Annotated in this window: 20 protein-coding genes; 10 read left to right on the forward strand and 10 right to left on the reverse strand. The window is 51.0% G+C overall.

Annotated elements, in window-relative coordinates:
• Positions 1-129 precede the first annotated feature (129 nt).
• From K1X45_RS06075 to K1X45_RS06085, 3 genes are read left to right on the forward strand one after another with little or no spacing between them, the layout of a single operon-like run.
• The gene (locus tag K1X45_RS06075) at positions 130-1,023 is read left to right on the forward strand and encodes a metal ABC transporter ATP-binding protein (protein WP_220160111.1); all 894 of its coding nucleotides are present in this window, start codon (positions 130-132) and stop codon (positions 1,021-1,023) included.
• Positions 962-1,843, forward strand: a complete 882-nt coding sequence (locus K1X45_RS06080; RefSeq protein ID WP_370627099.1) for a metal ABC transporter permease — start codon at positions 962-964, stop codon at positions 1,841-1,843. Before K1X45_RS06075 ends, K1X45_RS06080 begins: the two co-directional genes overlap by 62 nt.
• Positions 1,843-2,289, forward strand: coding sequence for a Fur family transcriptional regulator (locus K1X45_RS06085; RefSeq protein ID WP_220160112.1), 447 nt, complete (start codon positions 1,843-1,845; stop codon positions 2,287-2,289). Before K1X45_RS06080 ends, K1X45_RS06085 begins: the two co-directional genes overlap by 1 nt.
• A 50-nt stretch (positions 2,290-2,339) precedes the next feature.
• Here K1X45_RS06085 and K1X45_RS06090 read toward each other — a convergent pair whose 3' ends face one another.
• Complete coding sequence (locus tag K1X45_RS06090; RefSeq protein ID WP_220160113.1) at positions 2,340-3,149, reverse strand: LuxR family transcriptional regulator; 810 nt, start codon at positions 3,147-3,149, stop codon at positions 2,340-2,342.
• Positions 3,150-3,852: 703 nt separating this feature from the next.
• Here K1X45_RS06090 and K1X45_RS06095 point away from each other — a divergent pair.
• From K1X45_RS06095 to K1X45_RS06110, 4 genes are all read left to right on the forward strand, one after another.
• The gene (locus K1X45_RS06095; RefSeq protein WP_022709617.1) at positions 3,853-4,956 is read left to right on the forward strand and encodes an ABC transporter substrate-binding protein; all 1,104 of its coding nucleotides are present in this window, start codon (positions 3,853-3,855) and stop codon (positions 4,954-4,956) included.
• A gap of 202 nt (positions 4,957-5,158) precedes the next feature.
• Positions 5,159-6,061 carry an ABC transporter permease subunit gene (locus tag K1X45_RS06100; RefSeq protein WP_022709618.1) on the forward strand — a complete coding sequence of 301 codons (903 nt, stop codon included), beginning with the start codon at positions 5,159-5,161 and terminating at the stop codon, positions 6,059-6,061.
• Entirely contained in the window at positions 6,058-6,861 is an 804-nt protein-coding gene (locus K1X45_RS06105; RefSeq protein WP_022709619.1) for an iron ABC transporter permease, read from the forward strand. The genes K1X45_RS06100 and K1X45_RS06105 overlap by 4 nt, the downstream gene beginning before the upstream one ends.
• A 3-nt stretch (positions 6,862-6,864) precedes the next feature.
• Positions 6,865-7,926, forward strand: coding sequence for an ABC transporter ATP-binding protein (locus tag K1X45_RS06110; RefSeq protein WP_220160114.1), 1,062 nt, complete (start codon positions 6,865-6,867; stop codon positions 7,924-7,926).
• A 58-nt stretch (positions 7,927-7,984) separates the two neighbouring features.
• Here the strand turns inward: K1X45_RS06110 and gndA are convergent, their stop codons facing one another.
• The 3 genes from gndA to K1X45_RS06125 all read right to left on the reverse strand — a co-directional run bounded on the left by gndA (position 7,985) and on the right by K1X45_RS06125 (position 11,493).
• A complete protein-coding gene (gene gndA, locus K1X45_RS06115) occupies positions 7,985-9,403 on the reverse strand; it encodes an NADP-dependent phosphogluconate dehydrogenase (protein WP_220160115.1) in 1,419 nt (472 codons plus the stop codon).
• 146 nt (positions 9,404-9,549) lie between these two features.
• On the reverse strand, positions 9,550-10,167 hold the full coding sequence (locus tag K1X45_RS06120) for a GNAT family N-acetyltransferase (protein WP_220160116.1): 618 nt from the start codon (positions 10,165-10,167) through the stop codon (positions 9,550-9,552).
• Positions 10,168-10,362: 195 nt separating this feature from the next.
• Positions 10,363-11,493, reverse strand: a complete 1,131-nt coding sequence (locus tag K1X45_RS06125) for a type III PLP-dependent enzyme (RefSeq protein WP_213598711.1) — start codon at positions 11,491-11,493, stop codon at positions 10,363-10,365.
• Between the two features lie 772 nt (positions 11,494-12,265).
• Between K1X45_RS06125 and K1X45_RS06130 the strand changes: the two genes are divergently transcribed.
• From K1X45_RS06130 to K1X45_RS06140, 3 genes are all read left to right on the forward strand, one after another.
• Positions 12,266-13,186: a LysR family transcriptional regulator gene (locus K1X45_RS06130; protein ID WP_022709725.1), complete on the forward strand. Its 921-nt coding sequence runs from the start codon at positions 12,266-12,268 to the stop codon at positions 13,184-13,186.
• A gap of 89 nt (positions 13,187-13,275) precedes the next feature.
• On the forward strand, positions 13,276-13,953 hold the full coding sequence (locus K1X45_RS06135; RefSeq protein ID WP_151160038.1) for a DUF1007 family protein: 678 nt from the start codon (positions 13,276-13,278) through the stop codon (positions 13,951-13,953).
• Positions 13,954-14,027: 74 nt separating this feature from the next.
• On the forward strand, positions 14,028-15,149 hold the full coding sequence (locus tag K1X45_RS06140) for a nickel/cobalt transporter (protein ID WP_220160117.1): 1,122 nt from the start codon (positions 14,028-14,030) through the stop codon (positions 15,147-15,149).
• On the opposite strand, the gene K1X45_RS06145 is transcribed toward K1X45_RS06140, so the two are convergent.
• The 6 genes from K1X45_RS06145 to K1X45_RS06170 form a co-directional block, all read right to left on the reverse strand.
• A complete protein-coding gene (locus tag K1X45_RS06145; protein WP_022709722.1) occupies positions 15,146-15,376 on the reverse strand; it encodes a hypothetical protein in 231 nt (76 codons plus the stop codon). The two genes, K1X45_RS06140 and K1X45_RS06145, sit on opposite strands and share 4 nt — an antisense overlap.
• A 4-nt stretch (positions 15,377-15,380) precedes the next feature.
• A complete protein-coding gene (locus K1X45_RS06150) occupies positions 15,381-16,067 on the reverse strand; it encodes a GNAT family N-acetyltransferase (RefSeq protein WP_116088970.1) in 687 nt (228 codons plus the stop codon).
• Between the two features lie 37 nt (positions 16,068-16,104).
• Positions 16,105-17,229, reverse strand: a complete 1,125-nt coding sequence (modC, locus tag K1X45_RS06155; RefSeq protein WP_116088796.1) for a molybdenum ABC transporter ATP-binding protein — start codon at positions 17,227-17,229, stop codon at positions 16,105-16,107.
• A complete protein-coding gene (gene modB, locus K1X45_RS06160; RefSeq protein WP_213598726.1) occupies positions 17,226-17,906 on the reverse strand; it encodes a molybdate ABC transporter permease subunit in 681 nt (226 codons plus the stop codon). Before modB ends, modC begins: the two co-directional genes overlap by 4 nt.
• A 16-nt stretch (positions 17,907-17,922) precedes the next feature.
• Positions 17,923-18,678, reverse strand: a complete 756-nt coding sequence (modA, locus tag K1X45_RS06165) for a molybdate ABC transporter substrate-binding protein (protein WP_370627100.1) — start codon at positions 18,676-18,678, stop codon at positions 17,923-17,925.
• 113 nt (positions 18,679-18,791) lie between these two features.
• A complete protein-coding gene (locus K1X45_RS06170; RefSeq protein ID WP_022709717.1) occupies positions 18,792-19,715 on the reverse strand; it encodes a rhodanese-related sulfurtransferase in 924 nt (307 codons plus the stop codon).
• Between the last annotated feature and the right edge of the window lie 218 nt (positions 19,716-19,933).

The following is a 19,933-nucleotide window of genomic DNA, read 5'->3' on the forward strand; positions in this document are numbered from 1 at the left end:
GCCAGCGATTGAAATGGCAGCGCATCGGAACAATATGTTATAAAGTTACATTATTGCGTAATGCTATAACGTATGAGATAACTCGTGACAAGAGCAGGATCTGCTTTTCTATCATTCCGAAAGCGTACAATGCATCATCCATTATCAGCTGCCGTCAGCGGACAGACACCTGACATTCTTCTGCGCCTTGAAAATGCAGGGATTGAGCGGAACGGTCGCTGGCTTGTCCGCAACATTGATCTCACCCTGCATAAAGGTGAAATTGTTACGCTCATCGGCCCTAACGGCTCAGGGAAAAGCACGACCGCCAAAATGGCATTGGGCATTCATAAGCCTGATGAAGGCGCGGTGAAACGCGAGAAATCCCTGACCATCGGCTATGTCCCGCAAAAAATCTCGATTGATCCGAGCCTGCCGCTGACAGTTGAGCGTATGATCCGCATGACTGCTCCTATAAAAAAAGAAGCAATCGGAGCAGCTCTGGAACTTGCAGGCATTCCGCAACTCATCAAAGCACAAGTTGTCCATCTTTCCGGCGGCGAGTTTCAGCGTGTGCTGCTTGCCCGTGCATTTGCATGCAAACCGGATTTGCTGGTGCTGGATGAACCATTGCAAGGTGTTGATTTTGCCGGTGAAGCCGAACTTTATGAGAAAATTGCAAAATTCCGCGATCAGACCGGTTGCGGTGTCCTGATGATCTCCCATGATCTGCATATTGTTATGGCCGCAACAGACCGCGTTGTCTGCCTGAACGGGCATATATGTTGCAGCGGCACACCAGTTGATGTGGCGGCCAGCCCTGAATATGCCAAGCTTTTTGGATTGCGCACTCCGCGCGGCATGGAAATTCCGCCATCACTTGCGGTCTATACGCATCATCATGACCACACCCATCTGGCTGACGGACGGGTGCAACATGCAGACGGCACGATAACCGATCATTGTCACCATGATGACGGCCATCATCATGAACACTGCGAAGACCACAATCACTCCCAAAGCGGTGGACACAATCATGCTTGATGACTTCTTTATCCGCGCCATGCTTGCCGGTATCGGCCTCGCTTTAATTACCGGCCCTATCGGTTGCTTTATTGTATGGCGGCGTATGGCCTATTTCGGCGACACGATGGCTCATTCGGCGCTACTTGGTGTTGGCCTTGCCATGCTGTTTGACCTGAATATTATGGTTTCCGTCTTTCTGATCGCCTTTAGCATCGCCATGCTACTGGTCGTCCTGCAAAAACGCCACTCACTTTCAGCCGATTCATTGCTGGGCATACTCTCCCACGCCACATTGGCATTCGGGCTGGTGCTTGTCGCCTTCATGACATGGATCCGCTTTGATCTGATGTCACTGTTGTTCGGCGACATTCTCGCGGTATCCGTCTCCGATCTTATCGCCATTTATGCCGGTGGAGCATTAATTCTCGCGGGTCTGATTAAACTCTGGCGACCACTACTGGCAGCGACCATCAGCGAAGATATTGCGCAGGCTGAAGGCCTGCAACCGGAGCTGCACCGCACTTTGTTTATGATTTTGCTGGCGCTGCTGATTGCCATTGCCATGAAAATCGTCGGTATTCTGCTGATTACCGCCCTGCTGATTATTCCGGCAGCCACGGCGCGCCGCTTTGCATTGTCACCGGAACAAATGGCCATCTATGCGGCATTTATCGGCGCCTGCTCGGTTATTGCCGGTCTCTTCGGCTCATTAAATTATGACACGCCGTCAGGACCATCCATAGTCGTGGCTTCTGTGGTGTTTTTTGTTATAAGCTTGCTACCATGGCAAAAACTCAAAGCATCTTTGCCGGTTGCGCGCGATAAGGAGACTTCATAATGACCGCTCATACGCATACAGAAACTGCATCTGTGACAGCGCGCGCTCCGAAACTCACACGCAATCAGAATCTCGTATTGGAAGCGCTTGCAAAGGCTGAGTTTCCGCTCAGCGCCTATACAATTCTCGACCAGTTGCGCGAAGAAGGCTTCCGTGCCCCCCTGCAAGTCTATCGTGCACTGGACAAATTGCTCGAATACGGCCTGATCCATCGTCTTGAAAGCCTGAATGCTTTTATTGCCTGCGCCCATCCGCACCACCATGAGCACGGCCATCTGCATGGTATCGCAGCTTTTGCCATTTGCGATAAATGCGGTTTAGCTTCGGAATTTTCTGAGCCGGAAATCGAAGATTGCGTGCAGCACTGGACGCAGAAGAACCATTTTCATGCCAGCAAAACCACTTTGGAAATTCGCGGCCTTTGCGCAAGCTGTGCACATAACTGATCAGGAATAACAGAACACCCCGCACAAAAAATGCGGGGTGTTTTTGCAAATCAGCCCTGTAAATGCGATGTATCCGGCAACGGTATAATGCCGAGCGACATCGCCACGGCCACCGCAGATGTGCGGTTGGCACAACCCAGCTTGATCTTGGCATTTTGCAGATAGGTCACCACTGTCCAGCGGGCGATGCTAAGGATATCGGCAATCTCACCATCGGTCTTACCCCGCGCAGCCCATTTCAGGCAGTCAATCTCGCGCGGTGTCAGAGAAACCAGCGACTGAACTTCTTTCTTTTGTGATGAATAGTCGCTCACTGCTGACAATACAGATTCATGCAATTGCGCAGTCGCCTGCAAAAAGTCTTTTTCCAGCAAGCGGATGAGATCTTCGGCATTGAGATTGTTTTTGCCCTTTTTCGTATCAAACGCATAAATAGTATGGGCATCACCGCTGCCGTTCAGCCGCTGTGTCACCATAATAAATGTATCGCCAAAATTATGCGCTCTCAAATCATCGACAAAATTCTGCAATGCCGGTGTATTTTGTTTGTGACTGTAAATCTCTGTAATGCTGACACTATGAGGCAGCTCGGGATCAGACCATTTCTGATGAAAAAGCGGATCAATATCAAAATAACTTTTAGCAGCGTAATTCACGATCCAGTCTGCCGGAAATGTCGACACCACAGTCTTGATATTATCAGCCATGCCCGCATCCGCATGCTTAGGCGTAATATGCGTAATATGCTTGCAGGAAAGTTTTTTACGAACGGCGATATATGTTTCCAGAATAGATGAACAATATTCTTTGCCAAAGAAACTGTTTTGAAATTCCGGGAAATGGATAAATTCAAATTCCATGAAAAAATTCCGTTTTAAACACCTGTAAAAATCAGCGAAATGAAAACATAAAAATTAAAGCGCATAAAAACGCGCGAATATGAAAATGATTCGAAAATAAACGCACATAATTTGCGCGCCTCTTCTCAACTAAGACATGAATGCAGCAAAAATACTATTTCAACGCGATGACGCAAATAAGATAAAACAATATTGATCCATTGCAACGAATCTCCGGTCATCCCCTCCCTTCGGAAACCGGCCCAAAACTCTCTTCTGCAAATTTAATAATTAAAAATCAGCACCTTAAAATTAAGATCATTTCATCGCTGAACAGAATCTCATTATTCGGCACATTTATTTTATTAAAATGTTTTTGTCACAATGCACAATTACCAACTAATTGCCCGCTCATACTATCCGCTTAGCGACATTTACGTCTAAGCCTATGAATCTTTTCTGATATTCAGAACGGCGCCGCACAGCCAGATTATCATCCGATAAAAATCAATATATTCAAGAGATTAAGTATATTGTTGTTTTTTATTCATTTCCGTCTCTCTAAACTGCAACATTCAATTGATTGCGATAAAAAAACATGGTTCACTTCTGCCCGGATAAAGAAAAACGATAGCTGTCATGGTACTTTCATATGACGCGCCTATCGAAAAAATGCGAGGATGCCTGAAAGCAGGCCTCCCGTAGCTTTAAGGGGAGTATGTCAATGCTTAACAGAACAACACGGCTGTTGTCCCTGACAACAGCGATCGCTTTTGCCGGCACCACATTATCCGTGGCAGCTCCGTCAGAAGAACTGATCGCCGCCGCGAAAGCAGAGGGTCAGCTGACCACAATCGCCCTTCCGCATGACTGGTGCGGCTATGGTGAAATCATCAAGAGCTTCAAAGATAAATACGGCATTCAGGTCAATGAACTGAATCCGGATGCAGGCTCCGGCGATGAAATCGAAGCGATCAAAGCGAACAAAGACAATAAAGGCCCTCAGGCGCCTGACGTGATCGATGTCGGCTTTACCTTCGGCACCACCGCGAAAAAAGACGGCCTGCTCCAGCCTTATAAAGTATCGACATGGGATTCGATCCCTGATGATGCCAAGGATGCTGAAGGTTACTGGTACGGCGACTATTACGGCGTATTGGCTTTCGAAGTGAACAAAGACATCATCAAAGATGCACCGCAGGACTGGGCTGATCTGCTCAAGCCTGAATTTGCCAATGCCGTTGCGCATTCCGGTGATCCGCGTGCATCCACACAGGCAATCCTGAGCGTGTATGCTGCCGGTCTTTCTCTTGGCGGCAAGCCGGGTGAAGAAGCAGCTCAGAAGGGTCTGGAATTCTTCCGCGACGTGAATAAGGCCGGTAATTTTGTACCTGTCATCGGCAAGGCCGCTTCGCTGGCACAGGGCTCAACCCCTATCGTTATCCGCTGGGACTATAATGCTCTGGCAGACCGTGATACGCTGAACGGCAATCCGGAAGTTGAAGTTATCATTCCGAAAACCGGTGTTGTAGCCGGTGTGTATGTACAGGGCATCAGCGCCTATGCACCACATCCAAATGCAGCCAAACTCTGGATGGAACATCTCTATTCCGATGAAGGCCAGATCGGTTATCTGAAAGGCTATTGCCACCCGATCCGCTTCAACGCCATGGCTAAAGAAGGCAAGATTCCTCAGGAACTGCTCGACAAGCTGCCACCGGCAGAAGCTTACCAGAAAGCTGTCTTCCCGACTTTGGAAGAACTCGACAAGTCTCAGGCTGTCATCACCAAGAACTGGGATAGCGTTGTCGGCGCGAATGTTCAGTAAGCTGAACAGCTGAATGCTGCTGTTACGGGCGGCAACACCCGCCCGTAACAGGTTTTGCAATTTGCATTTTTATACGACACATATCATCATAAAAAATAACTCAGCCGGCACCGCAATCTGAACATTGCTGTATGCCTGCAGATTTCAGCACCTCAATCTGCGGAAGCCATCACCGACGCAGACGATAAAAAGCAAAAATCATATGAGCCTGTCCAGCAATGGCATAACATCTGACACGCCCCCTGTGCGACGCGCCAAGCGCCGTCTGCCTTTAGAGTGGCTCGGTGTTGCCCCTTTTTTCGCCTTCGCAATTCTGTTTCTGCTCTGGCCGACCATGTATCTGGTTGTCGGTGCATTTCAGGATAGTCAGGGTAATTTCACCCTGCAAAATATTATAGATCTGTTTGAACCCGGCATTATGAGCGCCTATTGGGTCTCGATCAAAATCAGCTTTGCCTCCGCTTTGGGTGGCGCTGTGATCGGCTCGTTCATGGCATGGGCGATTGTACTGGGTAAACTGCCCCGTTTTCTGCGCCCGACTGTACTCACATTCTCCGGCGTTGCGTCCAACTTTGCCGGCGTTCCGTTGGCTTTCGCCTTTCTTGCCACGCTCGGCCGCACCGGTTTTGTCACGATTCTGCTGCGCGAATGGTTCGGATTTAATCTCTATGCCACCGGTTTTAACCTGCTGAGCTTTTTCGGCTTGACACTGACCTATCTGTTTTTCCAGATTCCGCTGATGGTGCTGATCCTCACCCCTGCTCTGGATGGTCTGAAAAAAGAATGGCGTGAGGCTTCATCGATTCTCGGTGCCACGACATTCCAATATTGGCGCATGGTGGCCTTTCCGATTCTCTGGCCCAGCCTGCTCGGCACCAGCCTGTTGCTGTTCGCCAATGCCTTTGGCGCCATTGCAACAGCCTATGCGCTGACCGGTTCTTCGCTGAATATCGTACCTATCCTGCTTTATGCGCAGATTCGTGGTGATGTTCTGCACAATCAGAATCTCGGCTATGCGCTGGCACTCGGTATGATCCTGATTACCGGCATTTCCAATCTGCTCTATATCTGGCTGCGCATGCGTGCAGAACGGTGGCAGAAATGAAGCTGAAATATTTCATTCCAAAAACCCTCGGCGCATGGATCGCCTTTCTGATCGGCGCGATCTATTTCGTTGTGCCGCTGATCGGTACATTTGAATTCTCTCTGCGCATGCGTCGTGGTGAATATTCCTTTGATGCCTATCGTGTGGTGCTGACAGACCCGAATTTTCAGGCGACCTTCGGCTATTCCATCATGCTGGCAATCATGACGATTATTTTCGGCGTGCTGCTGGTCGTACCGACCGCCTATTGGGTGCGTCTGCGCATGCCTTACTTGCGCCCCGTCATTGAATTTATCACGCTGATGCCACTGGTTATTCCGGCGATTGTTATCGTATTCGGCTATTTGCGGATTTATAACTCGTCCTCATGGCTGCCATTTACCGGCTCGACACGCGCAACCGATATTCTGCTGATGTTCGGCTATGTGACGCTGGCGCTGCCTTATATGTATCGCTCGATTGATACGGCCATGCGTACGATTGATGTGCGCACGCTGACAGAAGCCGCGGAAAGTCTGGGCGCAGGCTGGCCGACCATTCTGTTCAAGGTGATTTTCCCGAATGTGCTTTCCGGCGTTATGAGCGGTGCGTTCATTACCTTTGCGATCGTTATCGGTGAATTTACGCTGGCTTCGCTGCTCAATCGTCCGGCTTTCGGCCCTTATTTACAGCTTGTCGGTGCGAACCGCGCTTATGAACCGTCAGCACTGGCAATCATTGCCTTCGGCATCACATGGCTGAGCATGATTATGCTGCAGCTTGTCACCCGCTTCTCCAAATTTAAGACAGCAGGCAATTAAGTCATGGCTTTTCTCAATATCAATAATCTCAAAAAAAGCTTCGGCGCCAATACTGTTGTTCATGATTTCAGTCTGGCGGTTGAGAAAGGTGAGTTCATCTCATTTCTCGGGCCATCGGGCTGCGGAAAAACCACTGTTCTGCGTATGATTGCCGGTTTTGAATCACCCGATCAGGGTGTGATCGAAATCAACGGTCAGGATGTTGTCGATCTCAAGCCAAACAAGCGCAATATCGGCATGGTGTTTCAGGCCTATGCGCTGTTTCCGAATATGACCGTGGCGCAGAATGTTGCCTTTGGTCTGCGGGTGTCCGGCAAACCAAAAGCCGAGATTGATGCAACGGTCAAAGAGATGCTGGAACTGATCCGCCTTGAGCATCTGGCAGATCGTTTCCCGTATCAGATGTCCGGCGGCCAACAGCAGCGTGTTGCCCTTGCCCGTGCCTTGGCCACAAAGCCGCAGGTGCTGCTGCTCGATGAACCACTCTCGGCACTGGATGCGAAAATTCGTATTTCATTGCGTGAAGAAATCCGCGCCATCCAGCGTCAGCTTGGCATCACAACCGTATTTGTGACCCACGATCAGGAAGAAGCACTGTCTATTTCCGACCGGATCGTAGTGATGCATGAAGGCAAAGCGGATCAGATCGGTACACCGTTTGATATTTACAACCGTCCGGCAACGCGCTTCGTGGCATCATTCGTTGGTACGCTGAACATGCTGGAAGCCCGTGTGGCAGACCCGCAGCAGAATAAAGCGGATCTTGGCGGCACCACCATCACCGTCCCGCAATCATTGGCATCTTACAATAAAGGTGATGCTATCACTCTGGCTCTGCGGCCGGAAACCATTAGCCTTGATGCCTCCCCTGCCCGCGACAGCAGTGTTGAAGTCATTGTGCAGGATGTGCACTTCTTAGGCTCAGTCATTCGTACCCGTGTAACACTGGGTGCAAATCAACTGTCTTTCGACAGTTTCAATAATCCGGCGGTGCGCCCGCCGCAGCATGGTGATAAAATCACTGTCCATTTTGCTGCGCAGGATTTATTGGTTTTGGGCAAATAAAAATAAAGGTCGGACTTTTATCAAGTCCGACCTTTTCCTTGTCTTGCGTAAGCAGCAATTACAGTCCGTCGCCCCAAGGGCCATGGAAATCGCCATCTTTGTCGATTCTTTTGAAACCATGCGCCCCGAAGAAATCACGCTGCGCCTGAATCAAATTGGCTGAACCGCGTTTTTGGCGGAAACCGTCAAAGTAACTGATTGCCGAGCTCAGTGCCGGCACCGGCACACCGGCAGTCACTGCCGCAGCCACAACCTGACGCAGACTTTGGGCAGCCACGCTCATTTGCTCAACAAATGCAGGTGCCAGAAGCAGATTATCCACCTCACCCGCAGCAAAAGCCTCACCGATTTCATCCAGAAACTGTGAACGGATAATACAACCGGCGCGCCAGATCCGTGCAATCGTCGCCAGTGGCAGGTTCCACTGATGCTCTTGTGAAGCTGCGGCCATCACTGCAAAGCCCTGCGCATAGGCAGCAATCTTTGCGGCCAGCAATGCCTGCTCCAATGCATCAATAAAAGCCTGATCCGCCTTGATTGAGCCTGTCTGCACCGGCTCGCCATAGGCATTTGCCAGTTTCTGCCGTTGCGCAATCAGGGAAGAGATCGAGCGTGCAGCAACTGCCGCTTCAATACCTGTCGCCGGAACACCGAGAAACTGGCTTTCAATCGCCGCCCAGCGTCCGGTACCCTTTTGTCCTGCCGCATCCAGAATAATATCAGGCACCGGCTTTCCGGTTTCAGGATCAAGCGCTTTCAGCACTTCTGCCGTAATCTCGATGAGATAGGAATTCAGAGCGCCTGTATTCCATTTTGCAAAAATCGGCGCGATTTCTTCCGCCTTCAAGCCGCAGACATCACGCAAAATGCCATAGATTTCCGCAATCATCTGCATATCGGCATATTCAATACCGTTATGAATGGTTTTGACGAAATGCCCCGCACCATCCGGCCCCATACGGGCACTGCATGGTTCGCCTTTATAACGCGCGGCAACCGCATCCAGTATCGGCTCAATCCGCGCATAGGCTTCAGGCGTACCACCCACCATCATGGACGGGCCGTTACGCGCACCTTCCGCACCACCGGAAATGCCCATACCGACAAAAGTCGGATCGTTTTCGCCGAGTGAATTCAGACGACGCACCGTATCGCGGTAATCGGAATTGCCGGAATCAATAATGATGTCGCCTTTTTCCAGAAAGGTCTTGAGCTTGGCCATTTCCGTATCAACGGGACTGCCTGCTTTAATCAGCATGATAATCGGGCGCGGCTTGGCAATATTCTGGCTGAGCTGCTCCATAGTCGCACAGGGAATAATGCGTTCCTGCAACTCACCGCTGGAAGCGTAAAACTTTTCTAATACCGGCGCTTCACGGTCATAAACTGCAACCCGATATCCTTTTTCAGCGATATTGAGCGCCAGATTAGAACCCATGACGCCAAGCCCGATCAGTCCGATATCTGCCAGTTGCATTCTGTTTTCCCTATATGTGAACTATCCGGCAAAATAGCCGGAGCATAATTCTTCGTTCTATATAGGTATGCTATTCAAAACCGGTTTCAACTGAAAGCAGAGACTGACAACTGAAACCGGTTATTTTTCTTTAAATTCCGCTCTATTCAAACAGCAATGGCCGCACGTTCAGCAATCAGCTTGCCGGTAGCAGTCAGCACACCGGATGCACCGTCCAGATAATTTTCTTCCAGCTCCAGTGCCAGAAAACGATGACGCTCCACGGGCCCCGGCATAGCCAGATCAGCCATTTTATTGCTGGTAAAACCGAAGCGGCCATAATATTCCGGATCGCCCACCAGCAAAATCGCCTTATGGCCAAGCGCCTGCGCATTGTGAATAGCCTGACGCATCAATGCAGCGCCGACACCCCGCCCCGCATAAATTGTCTCAACCGCCAAAGGCCCCAGCAGCAAAGCAGGCACAGCTTCTCCGCCGGCTTTTTTACCGGCAGAAATATGCCAGAGCCGGACACTGCCGATCATCACGCCATGCGCATCGCGGGCAATCAATGCCAGCCCATAGGCAGGCACGCGTTTACGGCGCAGCTTTTCCGATGATTTGCGCTTGCGTCCCTCGCCCATCACACGGTCGAGCAAAGCCTCACGCGCGCTGCTGTCCGCAGACGTTTCATGCGCAATACTAAACGAGACCGGTGCCGGAGCAGTGATTTGCGCGGCTGACAATTCAGCCGTGGTTCCGGCCGCAACAGAAGAAGCAGACATCAGCGTGAACCTTAAAGCATTTGCGTGAGGCAAATGCGCTAAAACAAAGCGGTAAGGGGCATTGTTTCCTCAAACATATGTATGAGGATAAACACAAAGCAAAAATGTTGTGTGACAAGACCGGTGAAATCTCTTCACCGGTATCATTCGCAATGTGAGGCTGAATATGCGTCTCTGTCGAGACGCATATCAGTATCAGATCACATAGGAGCGCAGCGGTTCAAAACCGTTAAACGCAACAGCCGAATAGGTCGTTGTGTAAGCGCCGGTGCCTTCGATCAGCACTTCATCACCGATGGTCAGCGAGACCGGCAGCGGATAAGGTGCCTTTTCATACATCACATCGGCGCTGTCACAGGTCGGGCCTGCCAGAACACAAGGCTCCAGAATATCGCCGTCACGCGGAGTCACGATCTGATAACGGATCGCTTCATCCATGGTTTCAGCCAGGCCGCCGAATTTACCGATATCAAGATAGACCCAGCGATTGTCATTGTCGGCTTTGCGGGAAACCAGAACCACTTCGGTTTTGATCACACCGGCATTGCCAACCATGCCACGGCCTGGCTCGATAATGGTTTCCGGCAGACGATTGCCGAAATGACGGCTCAGCGCGTCGAAAATAGCTTCGCCATAGGCCTGTGCGGTCGGGATATCTTTGAGATAACGGGTCGGGAAACCACCGCCCATATTGACCATGCGCAGGTTGATGCCTTCTTTAGCCAAAAGATCAAACACGCCTTTGGTATCGGCCAGAGCACGATCCCAAGCAGTCAGATCAGTCTGCTGTGAACCGACATGGAACGATACACCATAGGCATCAAGACCCAGCTGATGGGCTGCACGCAGCACATCAACAGCCATTTCCGGAACGCAGCCGAATTTACGCGACAACGGCCATTCAGCACCTTCACCGTCAGCGAGAATGCGGCAGAACACACGGGAACCAGGAGCCGCACGGGCAACTTTTTCCACTTCTGCAACGCAATCAACAGCATAGAGGCGAATGCCATATTCATAAGCGCGTGCAATATCGCGCTCTTTCTTGATGGTATTGCCATAAGAAATGCGGTCAGGTGTTGCACCGGCATTGAGTGCCATTTCAATTTCCGCAACCGACGCTGTATCGAAGTTCGAGCCCATGGAGGCGAGCAGCGACAGAATCTGCGGTGCAGGATTTGCCTTTACCGCATAGAAAATGCGCGAGGCCGGCAGAGCCTTTTCAAAATGTTCATAATTTTCACGCACAACGTCGAGGTCAACGACAAGGCAAGGGCCTTCCGGACGTCGGGTGGCGAGAAAGTCGATAATGCGCTGTGTAGCCATCCTGATCTCCTGAACTGCAATAAGCAGTAAAAAGCCGCATCTTCATATCATTTGCGATGCGAAAGCCTGCCCCCGTGCAATGACGCACAAGGTTGAGCATGGTTTCAAAGGACTGATGAGCAAATACCTGCGCATACACGCATCAAAAGCCATCAGAGGGACAAACTGCCTTGCGGCAAATATGAATCAGCTCTTCGCGCAACCGGCCTTTGGAGATGCAGGAAACACGGAACAAATACATATGCAGATGGATCAACGCCCTGAATTTAGCGTTTTTCCGCTTTGTCTGCCTTGGCTTGGAATGGGAAAAACCCGGTTCCGCACTTAGGGCAATGAGGGTGTGCCTCTTTGAGTTCCCGACCTGTGGAGAGCCGGAAGACACCAGAAAGGCCCGCACCGTCGTTGCTTCAAGGTGTCCTTGATCCATGGTTGGCCATCAGATCAACTGGAGCGGTTAGGTCCAGGTTACCGTACCGGTCTATTCTCCATTCAGAATACCGGCGGACACCCACAGGCACGTGCGACTTTGGGCAAGCGCGATATAAGATGATTTATGTGTCCACACAATGACAAATTTGCGCCGGTTTGATTTTTTTTGGTTAATAAATCACTTCTTTATTCAAAATACGGCGCAGTGCTTTATGTAGATGATAAAAACAGGTGTCTTATTGATTGCAATGCAGCGAATCACTTTGATATTTCTGAGACATTTTGAATATTCAGGATCGCGATATATGGTGCGGTTTAGTCGCTGATCTGGAGGGCAGAGCTTATGGACACACTCACACGGATGCGTGCTTTTATTGATGTTGTGGAGGCCGAAGGTTTCTCAGCAGCTGCGCGCAAAATTGGTCGTTCCAAAGCCCTTCTGTCCAAATATGTCCGCGAGCTGGAAGATGATCTGGGCGTGCGGCTACTGAACCGTACAACTCGGCAATTTTCGCTTACCGAAAGCGGCCACACTTATTATCACCGCGCAACGGAGATTTTGCGCGAGCTGGATGATCTGCAAGACTCCATCTCCGAAAGCAGCGGTGATGTACGCGGTAAGATCAAACTGACAGCCCCGCGCAGCTTTGCGGATGCCTCACTGGGCATGTCACTGATTGATTTCTGCGCAGATCATCCGGAGATTGCGCTGGATATCCACCTTGATGACCGGTTTGTTGATCTGGTTGAGGAAGGCTTTGACCTTGCCATCCGCATCACCCGCTTGCAGGATTCATCGCTGATCGCCAAAAGGCTGAGCGCATTTCACACTGTTGTCTGCGCCTCACCTGATCTGATCGCACGGCTGGGCATGCCGGAAACACCGGAGCAATTGCGGGAAATGCCTTGCATCATTGATACCAACAGCCGTTCTCGTAATAACTGGCAGTTCCGCAATCAGGACGGCTCGATGATGACAGTCGCCATCCGCGGCCCGCTGGAGGTCAACAGCCCGCTCACCACCATGGCAGCGACTGTCAAAGGTCTGGGCTTCAGCGTTCTGCCGCGTTTTGTCGCCGATGGCGAATTGAATAAAGGTACACTTGTGCCGGTGCTCCTAGATTATATGCTTAATGACGGCGGCATTTATGCCGTTTACCCGCACCGTACCTATCTGCCTGCCAAAGTACGCCTGCTGGTCGATTATCTCGCCAAATGGTTCAAAGATAATCCGTGCAAAGAGCTGACCAATGACGAGGCGTAAAACCCGTAGACTGTCGTCGTAGTTTTGCCTCACTCATTCTCCAAATTCCGAACCAGCATTGACCGCTCAAAAGAGTGATTTTCGTTTCCATGACCAGCAGCAAAAACAAGTCTTTACTGAATGTCCTCGGCCTGACCTGTCTCATGACAGGGCTTGGTGTGGTTGCGGCATCAGCGCATCCGCATGTTTTTGCCGAAGCAAGGCTGGAAATCACAATCACACCGGATCGTTCCGTTGAGAAACTGGCGCATGTCTGGCGCTTTGACGACCTGTTCTCGTCAACCGTATTGATGGAGTTCGACAAGAAAGGCACGCTGAAACTCGACAGCGCCGAGTTGAATGAACTTAGCACCACGATCGACACATCCATTGCCGAGTATAAATATTTTCAGACAGTTACGCAGGATGGCAAAGATATTGCCATGAACAAGCCTGAGCATCTGATTGCCGATCTGCCGGATAATCAGTTGATCGTCCTGTTTGAAAGCAAGCCGGAAAAACCGCTGAAACTGGAACCCGGCCATAAAGTCAGTTTCGGCGTCTATGACCCGACTTTCTATACGGCGATTGATTATCTGAAAGACGAAGATCTGGTGGTGAAGGGCATGCCATCCGGCTGCAGTTCTGCCGTTGTCCGCCCTGATCCCGATGAGGCACTTGCCCAGAACCAGCAAAGTCTGACACAGGCATTCTTCGACGAAGCAGCGGCGATGACCAATGACGTGTCAAAATTCTTCGCAACCCGAATAGAGATCACCTGTAAATAACAAGTCACCGGCCAGCGCATAAGGATTGGCCAAAATTCAAATTTGTTACGTTATATCATCAGAGGCATTCCGGTATGAATCACGCAAAGCAACCCACTCTTACTCTGCCCCCGTTAAGAGCCTGTGCTTTGCTGCTGACCATATGCACCTGCCTGTTATTTGTGCTTCACAGTCAGGCATGGGCGCAGTCTTCATTAGGTATCGGCGCCAGTGAAGTCACATTGCAGCCAACCGGCCCTTTTGCAAAGCTGATATTGTGGATTAATGCCGAGCAAAAACGCTTCTATCTGATGATGACCACCGCGCTGAAAGCGATGAAGGATGATCCGTGGGCTGCATGGACATTGGTCAGCCTGTCTTTTGTCTATGGTATTTTGCATGCCGCCGGCCCCGGCCACGGCAAAGCGGTGATCTCATCCTATATGATTGCCAATGAAACAGCTTTGCGACGCGGGATTTTTCTTTCCTTCATCTCATCCGTTTTGCAGGCACTGTCCGCCATTTTTCTGGTCGGCATGGCATGGTTTGTGCTGCGTGGTATCGGCATTTCAATGGGAAAAGCAGGGCGTGGCATGGAAATAGCCAGCTATGTGCTGGTCATTCTCTGCGGTATTTATATCATCTTCCGCAAGCTTCGCTCAAAGCCGCAACGTGTTCCTGAAATAGCGGTTGAAACAATGGCACCGGCTCCCGTTTGGCAAGGTTCGCTCTCAGCCTCGGCAACACAAAAACCATCATCATTAAACACGTCCATACGGCTCAAATATCAGCCTGCCAATACAAAACCGGCCGTGTTTGACCATGAGTTTTCAGGGAATGGTGCCAATTGCACAGCCTGCGGCCACAGTCACCTTGCTGATCCGTCCACTCTGAGCGGTGATTTCAACTGGAAAACCGCATGGGCAGCGATTATTGCCGTCGGCATCCGTCCCTGCTCCGGCGCGATTATCGTGCTGACATTCTCAATGCTCAACGGCCTGATGCTGGGCGGAATTCTCTCTGCCTTTGCCATGGCATTCGGCACTTTCATCACCGTCGCCTTGCTGGCAACACTGGCTGTCACTGCTAAAAATACAGCGCTGCGCCTGGTCAAGAATCCGCTGATGTCAGCACGGCTGCAAACGGCGATTGAAATCGCCGCTGCATTATTCATCATTCTGACAGGCGTGCTTCTGCTGATTGCTGCCCTGAGTTAATTCTCTTTGTGGTGTTTTCGCTGTGATTTCGCCCGCAGCCAGAACACCACAAAAAAGGCCATCACAAAGACGACTGCAATCAGCGCCGCCAGCACATGACTGTAAGGCCCGACCGCCAGCATGATGATCGGCATGGAGTAAAACAGCGCGCCGAAAACCACCATAATCAGTGCCGCGGCTATAGCGGAATTGCGCGTATCCTTCTTATTCTGCTGTGGGGATGCCATGCGCTTATCTCCGGCCTGTATCGGCGTAGAAGCTTTCCAGCTTTTTGATTTGCTGTCCGTTCGCGTCAAAATTGTCCGGAGCGAGCCAGTTTTGGTAGGCCTGTTTCAATGCAGGCCATTCGCTGTCGATCACCGAATACCATGCAGTGTCACGGTTTTTACCTTTAACAATCAGATGCTGCCGGAAAATACCTTCAAACTGAAAGCCGAAACGCTCCGCCGCACGCTTTGACGGCAGATTATCATTATTGCATTTCCACTCATAACGGCGGTAACCAAGCTCATCAAAAATATATTGCATGAACAGATACTGGGCTTCGGTCGCAGCCGGTTTGCGTGAAATCAGCGGCCCCCAATAGACATTGCCGATTTCAATACTGCCATTCTCGGCATCAATGCGCATCAGCGCCTGACGACCGGCAATTTTACCTGTCGCCTTGTCAATCGTGACAAAAAACATGGTCGTCTGGCTTGCAGCGGATTTCTCCAGCCATGGCAGCATCTCTTCGAGAGTTGCAGGCACCGTATCAAACAACCATGTGAAACGGCTGTCCGCATCGGCAACGCTTGACGCCTCAAACAGCCCCTGCCCGTGTTTTTCAACACTCAGCGGCTCCAGCCGCACAAACTGCCCTTCAAGAACTTTGCGCTCCGGCAAAGGGCAAGGTGTCCACCCAGACAAGTCCTGCATAATCATTCTCCTCTTAACTTGAAGAAATGACCATATTTTATGCAGATTGCAAACTGATTTCACTTTGCTGCAGTCTTGCGGCACTGCGATCTATCGACACTGCTTTGATAAGTGCAAAAACCTGCTCGCCGGTTTTCAGATTGAGATCCTGCACAGATTTGCGAGAAATACGGGACAATAATTGCACATCGCCCAATTGCAGGCGCAATTCCGCAAACGGCCCGTCATCGGTTGAGATTGCAACAATCGTTACCGGAAAAATATTGCGGATACTGATATCCACCGGCGCAAAGCGCGACAGAGACACATCGCGCGAGCGGATACGCAATCGCACTTTCATCCCCGATTGCAATGCATGGTCTGTCAGCTGAAAATTATGCCCGCCAATGGCAATGTCAGCCATGGCATAGGCATCATCACTGCGGGTGACTTCCCCTTGCAAAAGCACACTGGTCGTATCGCCCGTACCATCAATCTGGCTGAAAATATCAAACACTGAACCGCTTTCCCGTACCCGTCCCTGCTCCAGCAGCACAAGCGTATCCGCCAGCCGCGCGACTTCATCCACCTCGTGGCTGACAAAGACAATCGGCAGCCCGCTCTCGTCACGCAAACGCTCCAGATAGGGTAAAATTTCCTGACGCCGCGCATGATCCAGCGACGATAAAGGCTCATCGAGCAACAGCAGGCGCGGTGCGGACAGCAATGCCCGCCCGATCGCCACACGCTGTTTCTCACCGCCGGACAATTGATGCGGCTTGCGCTGTAATAAAGCGCCGATGCCGAGCAGCTCGGTTATTTCCTCAACCTTACGCTCCGGCTCACGTTTACCCGCCCATTGCGCATATGTCAGATTGCGCAAAACACTGAGATGCGGGAACAGGCGGGCATCCTGATAAACATAGCCGATATGGCGTTCTTCAGGACGGAGATTGATGTTTCTGGCGCTGTCGAACAGCACCAGATTGCCAACGGCAATACGCCCTTCCTCAGGGCGTAGTGTTCCGGCAATCATGCGCAGCAAAGTGGTTTTACCGGCACCGGACGCACCGAATAATGCTGTAACGCCAGTCTCAGCACGAAAAGCAGCCTCAACGCGAAACCCGCCATTGCCGCCTTTAACATTGAAATCAAGGGTATTGAAGCTGATTTGGTGTGTCATTTGCCAGCTCCGCTCAACCGGCGCTGCAACCATTCGGACAGCACCACCGCCAACACAGACAGCACAACGGAAACCAGAATAAGCTTCAGGGCAGCGGCATCACCGCTCGGCGTTTGCATCAGCGCATAAATCGCCAGCGACAAGGTTTGCGTTTCGCCCGGAATATTCGAGACAAAAGTAATTGTAGCGCCAAATTCGCCGAGCGCCTTGGCAAAACCCAGCACACTACCGGCAATAATGCCTGGTATCAGCAAAGGCAGCGTCACAGTCATAAAGGCTTTGATGCGCCCTGCACCCAAAGTGCGGGCAGCTTCTTCCAAGCCCTTGTCGATATTTTCAATCGCCAGCCGTATCGGGCGGATCAGCAATGGCAGCGCCATCACACCGGCAGCCAAAGCCGCCCCTGTCCAGCGGAAAGCAAAGGTAAAATCAAACCATTGCAAAAGCAGACTTCCGATAGCGCCGCGCGTGCCAAACAGCACCAGCAGAAAATAACCGGTTACTACCGGTGGCAGCACCAGCGGCATTGTCAGCACCGCCTGTAACAGGCTTTTGCCGGGGAAATTATAGCGCGCCAGTATCCACGCAAAACCAAATGCAACCGGCAAGGCTCCGAGGATAGCAAGCCCTGCTATCCTCAAAGACAAAGCGATAATTTCCATTTCCGGCATTGCCATCAGTCAGATCAGAGCCTTATTTTGCTTCTGCCGCAGGCACAAAGCCCTTATCGGCAATGATTGCCTGTCCGGCATCGCTGCGCAGAAATGCGAGAAATGCCTTGGAGTTTTCATCAGACTTGCCGACCAGTGCCGCAGGATAAAGAATTGGCGCGTGGCTAGACGCAGAGAAACGATAAACTTCAGTCAGTTCAGGCACCTGTGCACGATCCGATGCATAAACAATACCGGCTTTCACTTCACCGCGGGAAACATATTGCAGAGCTACGCGCACATTTTCCGCGAAGACCGCATTGGCAGACACATCACCCCAAATGCCGAGCTTTTCCAGAGCAGCCTTGGCATATTTACCGGCAGGCACATTTGACGGATCGCCCATGGAGAAACGGCCGGCTTTGAGGATTTCCGCAGCTTCTGCCGGTTTTGTATCTTTGGCACCGGCGATAACCAGCGCATTACCGGCGATCACAGCGCGGCTATCATTATCGATCAGCTTGCGTTCCTGCACATAATCCATCCAGTCGAGATCGGCTGAGATGAAAATGCTAGCTGGTGCACCGGCTTCAATCTGTTTCGCCAGCACAGAGGAAGACGCATAAGACGCTGTTACTTCCGCACCGTTTTCAGCCTTAAATTTCTCTGCGGCTGTATCAATCACATCTTTCATGCTGGCCGCAGCAAACACAACAATCTTCTCTGCCGCTAAGGTTGGCAGAGCAGTTCCGGCAAGCAAGCCAAGTGCAACAACAAATCTGATCATGATATCCCTCAATATTTTCCAATCATTATATTTCATCATGCATATCGATTCCTGCCCTATGCTTCAAGCAAATAAAAAAGGCTCTCCGAAGGGAGAGCCTTTTGCAATTGAGGACGGACTAGAAATCAGTCACCGATATGCTGCTTGGCACCGCGCTCTTTCGCCAGCAGAACCTGACGCTGACGTTCCGCATAACGGGCACGGTCAGCATCGCTGCGCTCGTGATAGCAAGTGTCGCAGGAAATACCTTCCTGATAGAATTTCGACAGTTTGCCCTCAGGCGTGACCGGATTACGGCAAGCGCGGCAGAGTTCCACATCACCCTCTACCAGACCATGACCAACGGAAACACGCTCGTCAAAAACGAAGCATTCACCTTCCCAGCGTGTATCTTCCGCAGGCATATCTTCGAGATATTTCAGAATGCCGCCTTTGAGGTGGAAAACATCATCAAAGCCCAGACCTTTTACAAAAGCCGTGGCCTTCTCGCAGCGGATACCGCCGGTGCAGAACATGGCAATTTTCTTGCCTTCCAGCTCGTCGCGGTGGTCTTCAACCCATTGCGGAAACTCGCGGAAAGTCTTGGTCTTCGGATCAATCGCGCCTTTAAAAGTGCCGATGGCATATTCATAATCATTACGCGTATCGATGAGGATCGTGTTCTCATCATCAATCAGCGCATTCCACTCCTGCGGCTGCACATAGGTGCCGACGCTCTGCAACGGATCAATCCCGTCCACACCCATGGTCACGATCTCTTTCTTGAGACGGACTTTCATGCGGTTAAACGGCATCTGGCTAGCTGTTGAATATTTCAGTTCAATATTCTGCTCACGCAAGGCAGGAATAGCTTCAATGAAAGCAATCAGCGCGGCAATGCCGGACTGTGTTCCGGCAACAGTGCCATTCAGTCCTTCAGCAGCCAGCAGCAAAGTGCCCTTGATACCCTGCTCATCACAAAGCTCAGTCAGCGGTGCCTGATAGGCTTCAAAATCCGGAAAACGCGCAAAACAATAAAGCGCAGCAACAGTGAAATGTGCTTCACACATAAATAAACCTCAATAGCTGGTCGCCTCGCAAAGGCGCTGCCGTGATATTCCGCCTGAGCACCCTGAGGGTCAGTCAGACAGCCGAAAACAGATTAATCTGCTTGCCTGTGCTCTAACGCCGCTGCGGAGCAATTTCAAGATCAGCATCAAATTTTGCTGCCACGAAGCGACAATCTATCCCCGTTCTCGCTACGCATGACACAGTGCAAAGGGTATAT

This window comes from Pseudochrobactrum sp. Wa41.01b-1 (assembly GCF_019464455.1).
Lineage (GTDB): Bacteria > Pseudomonadota > Alphaproteobacteria > Rhizobiales > Rhizobiaceae > Pseudochrobactrum > Pseudochrobactrum saccharolyticum.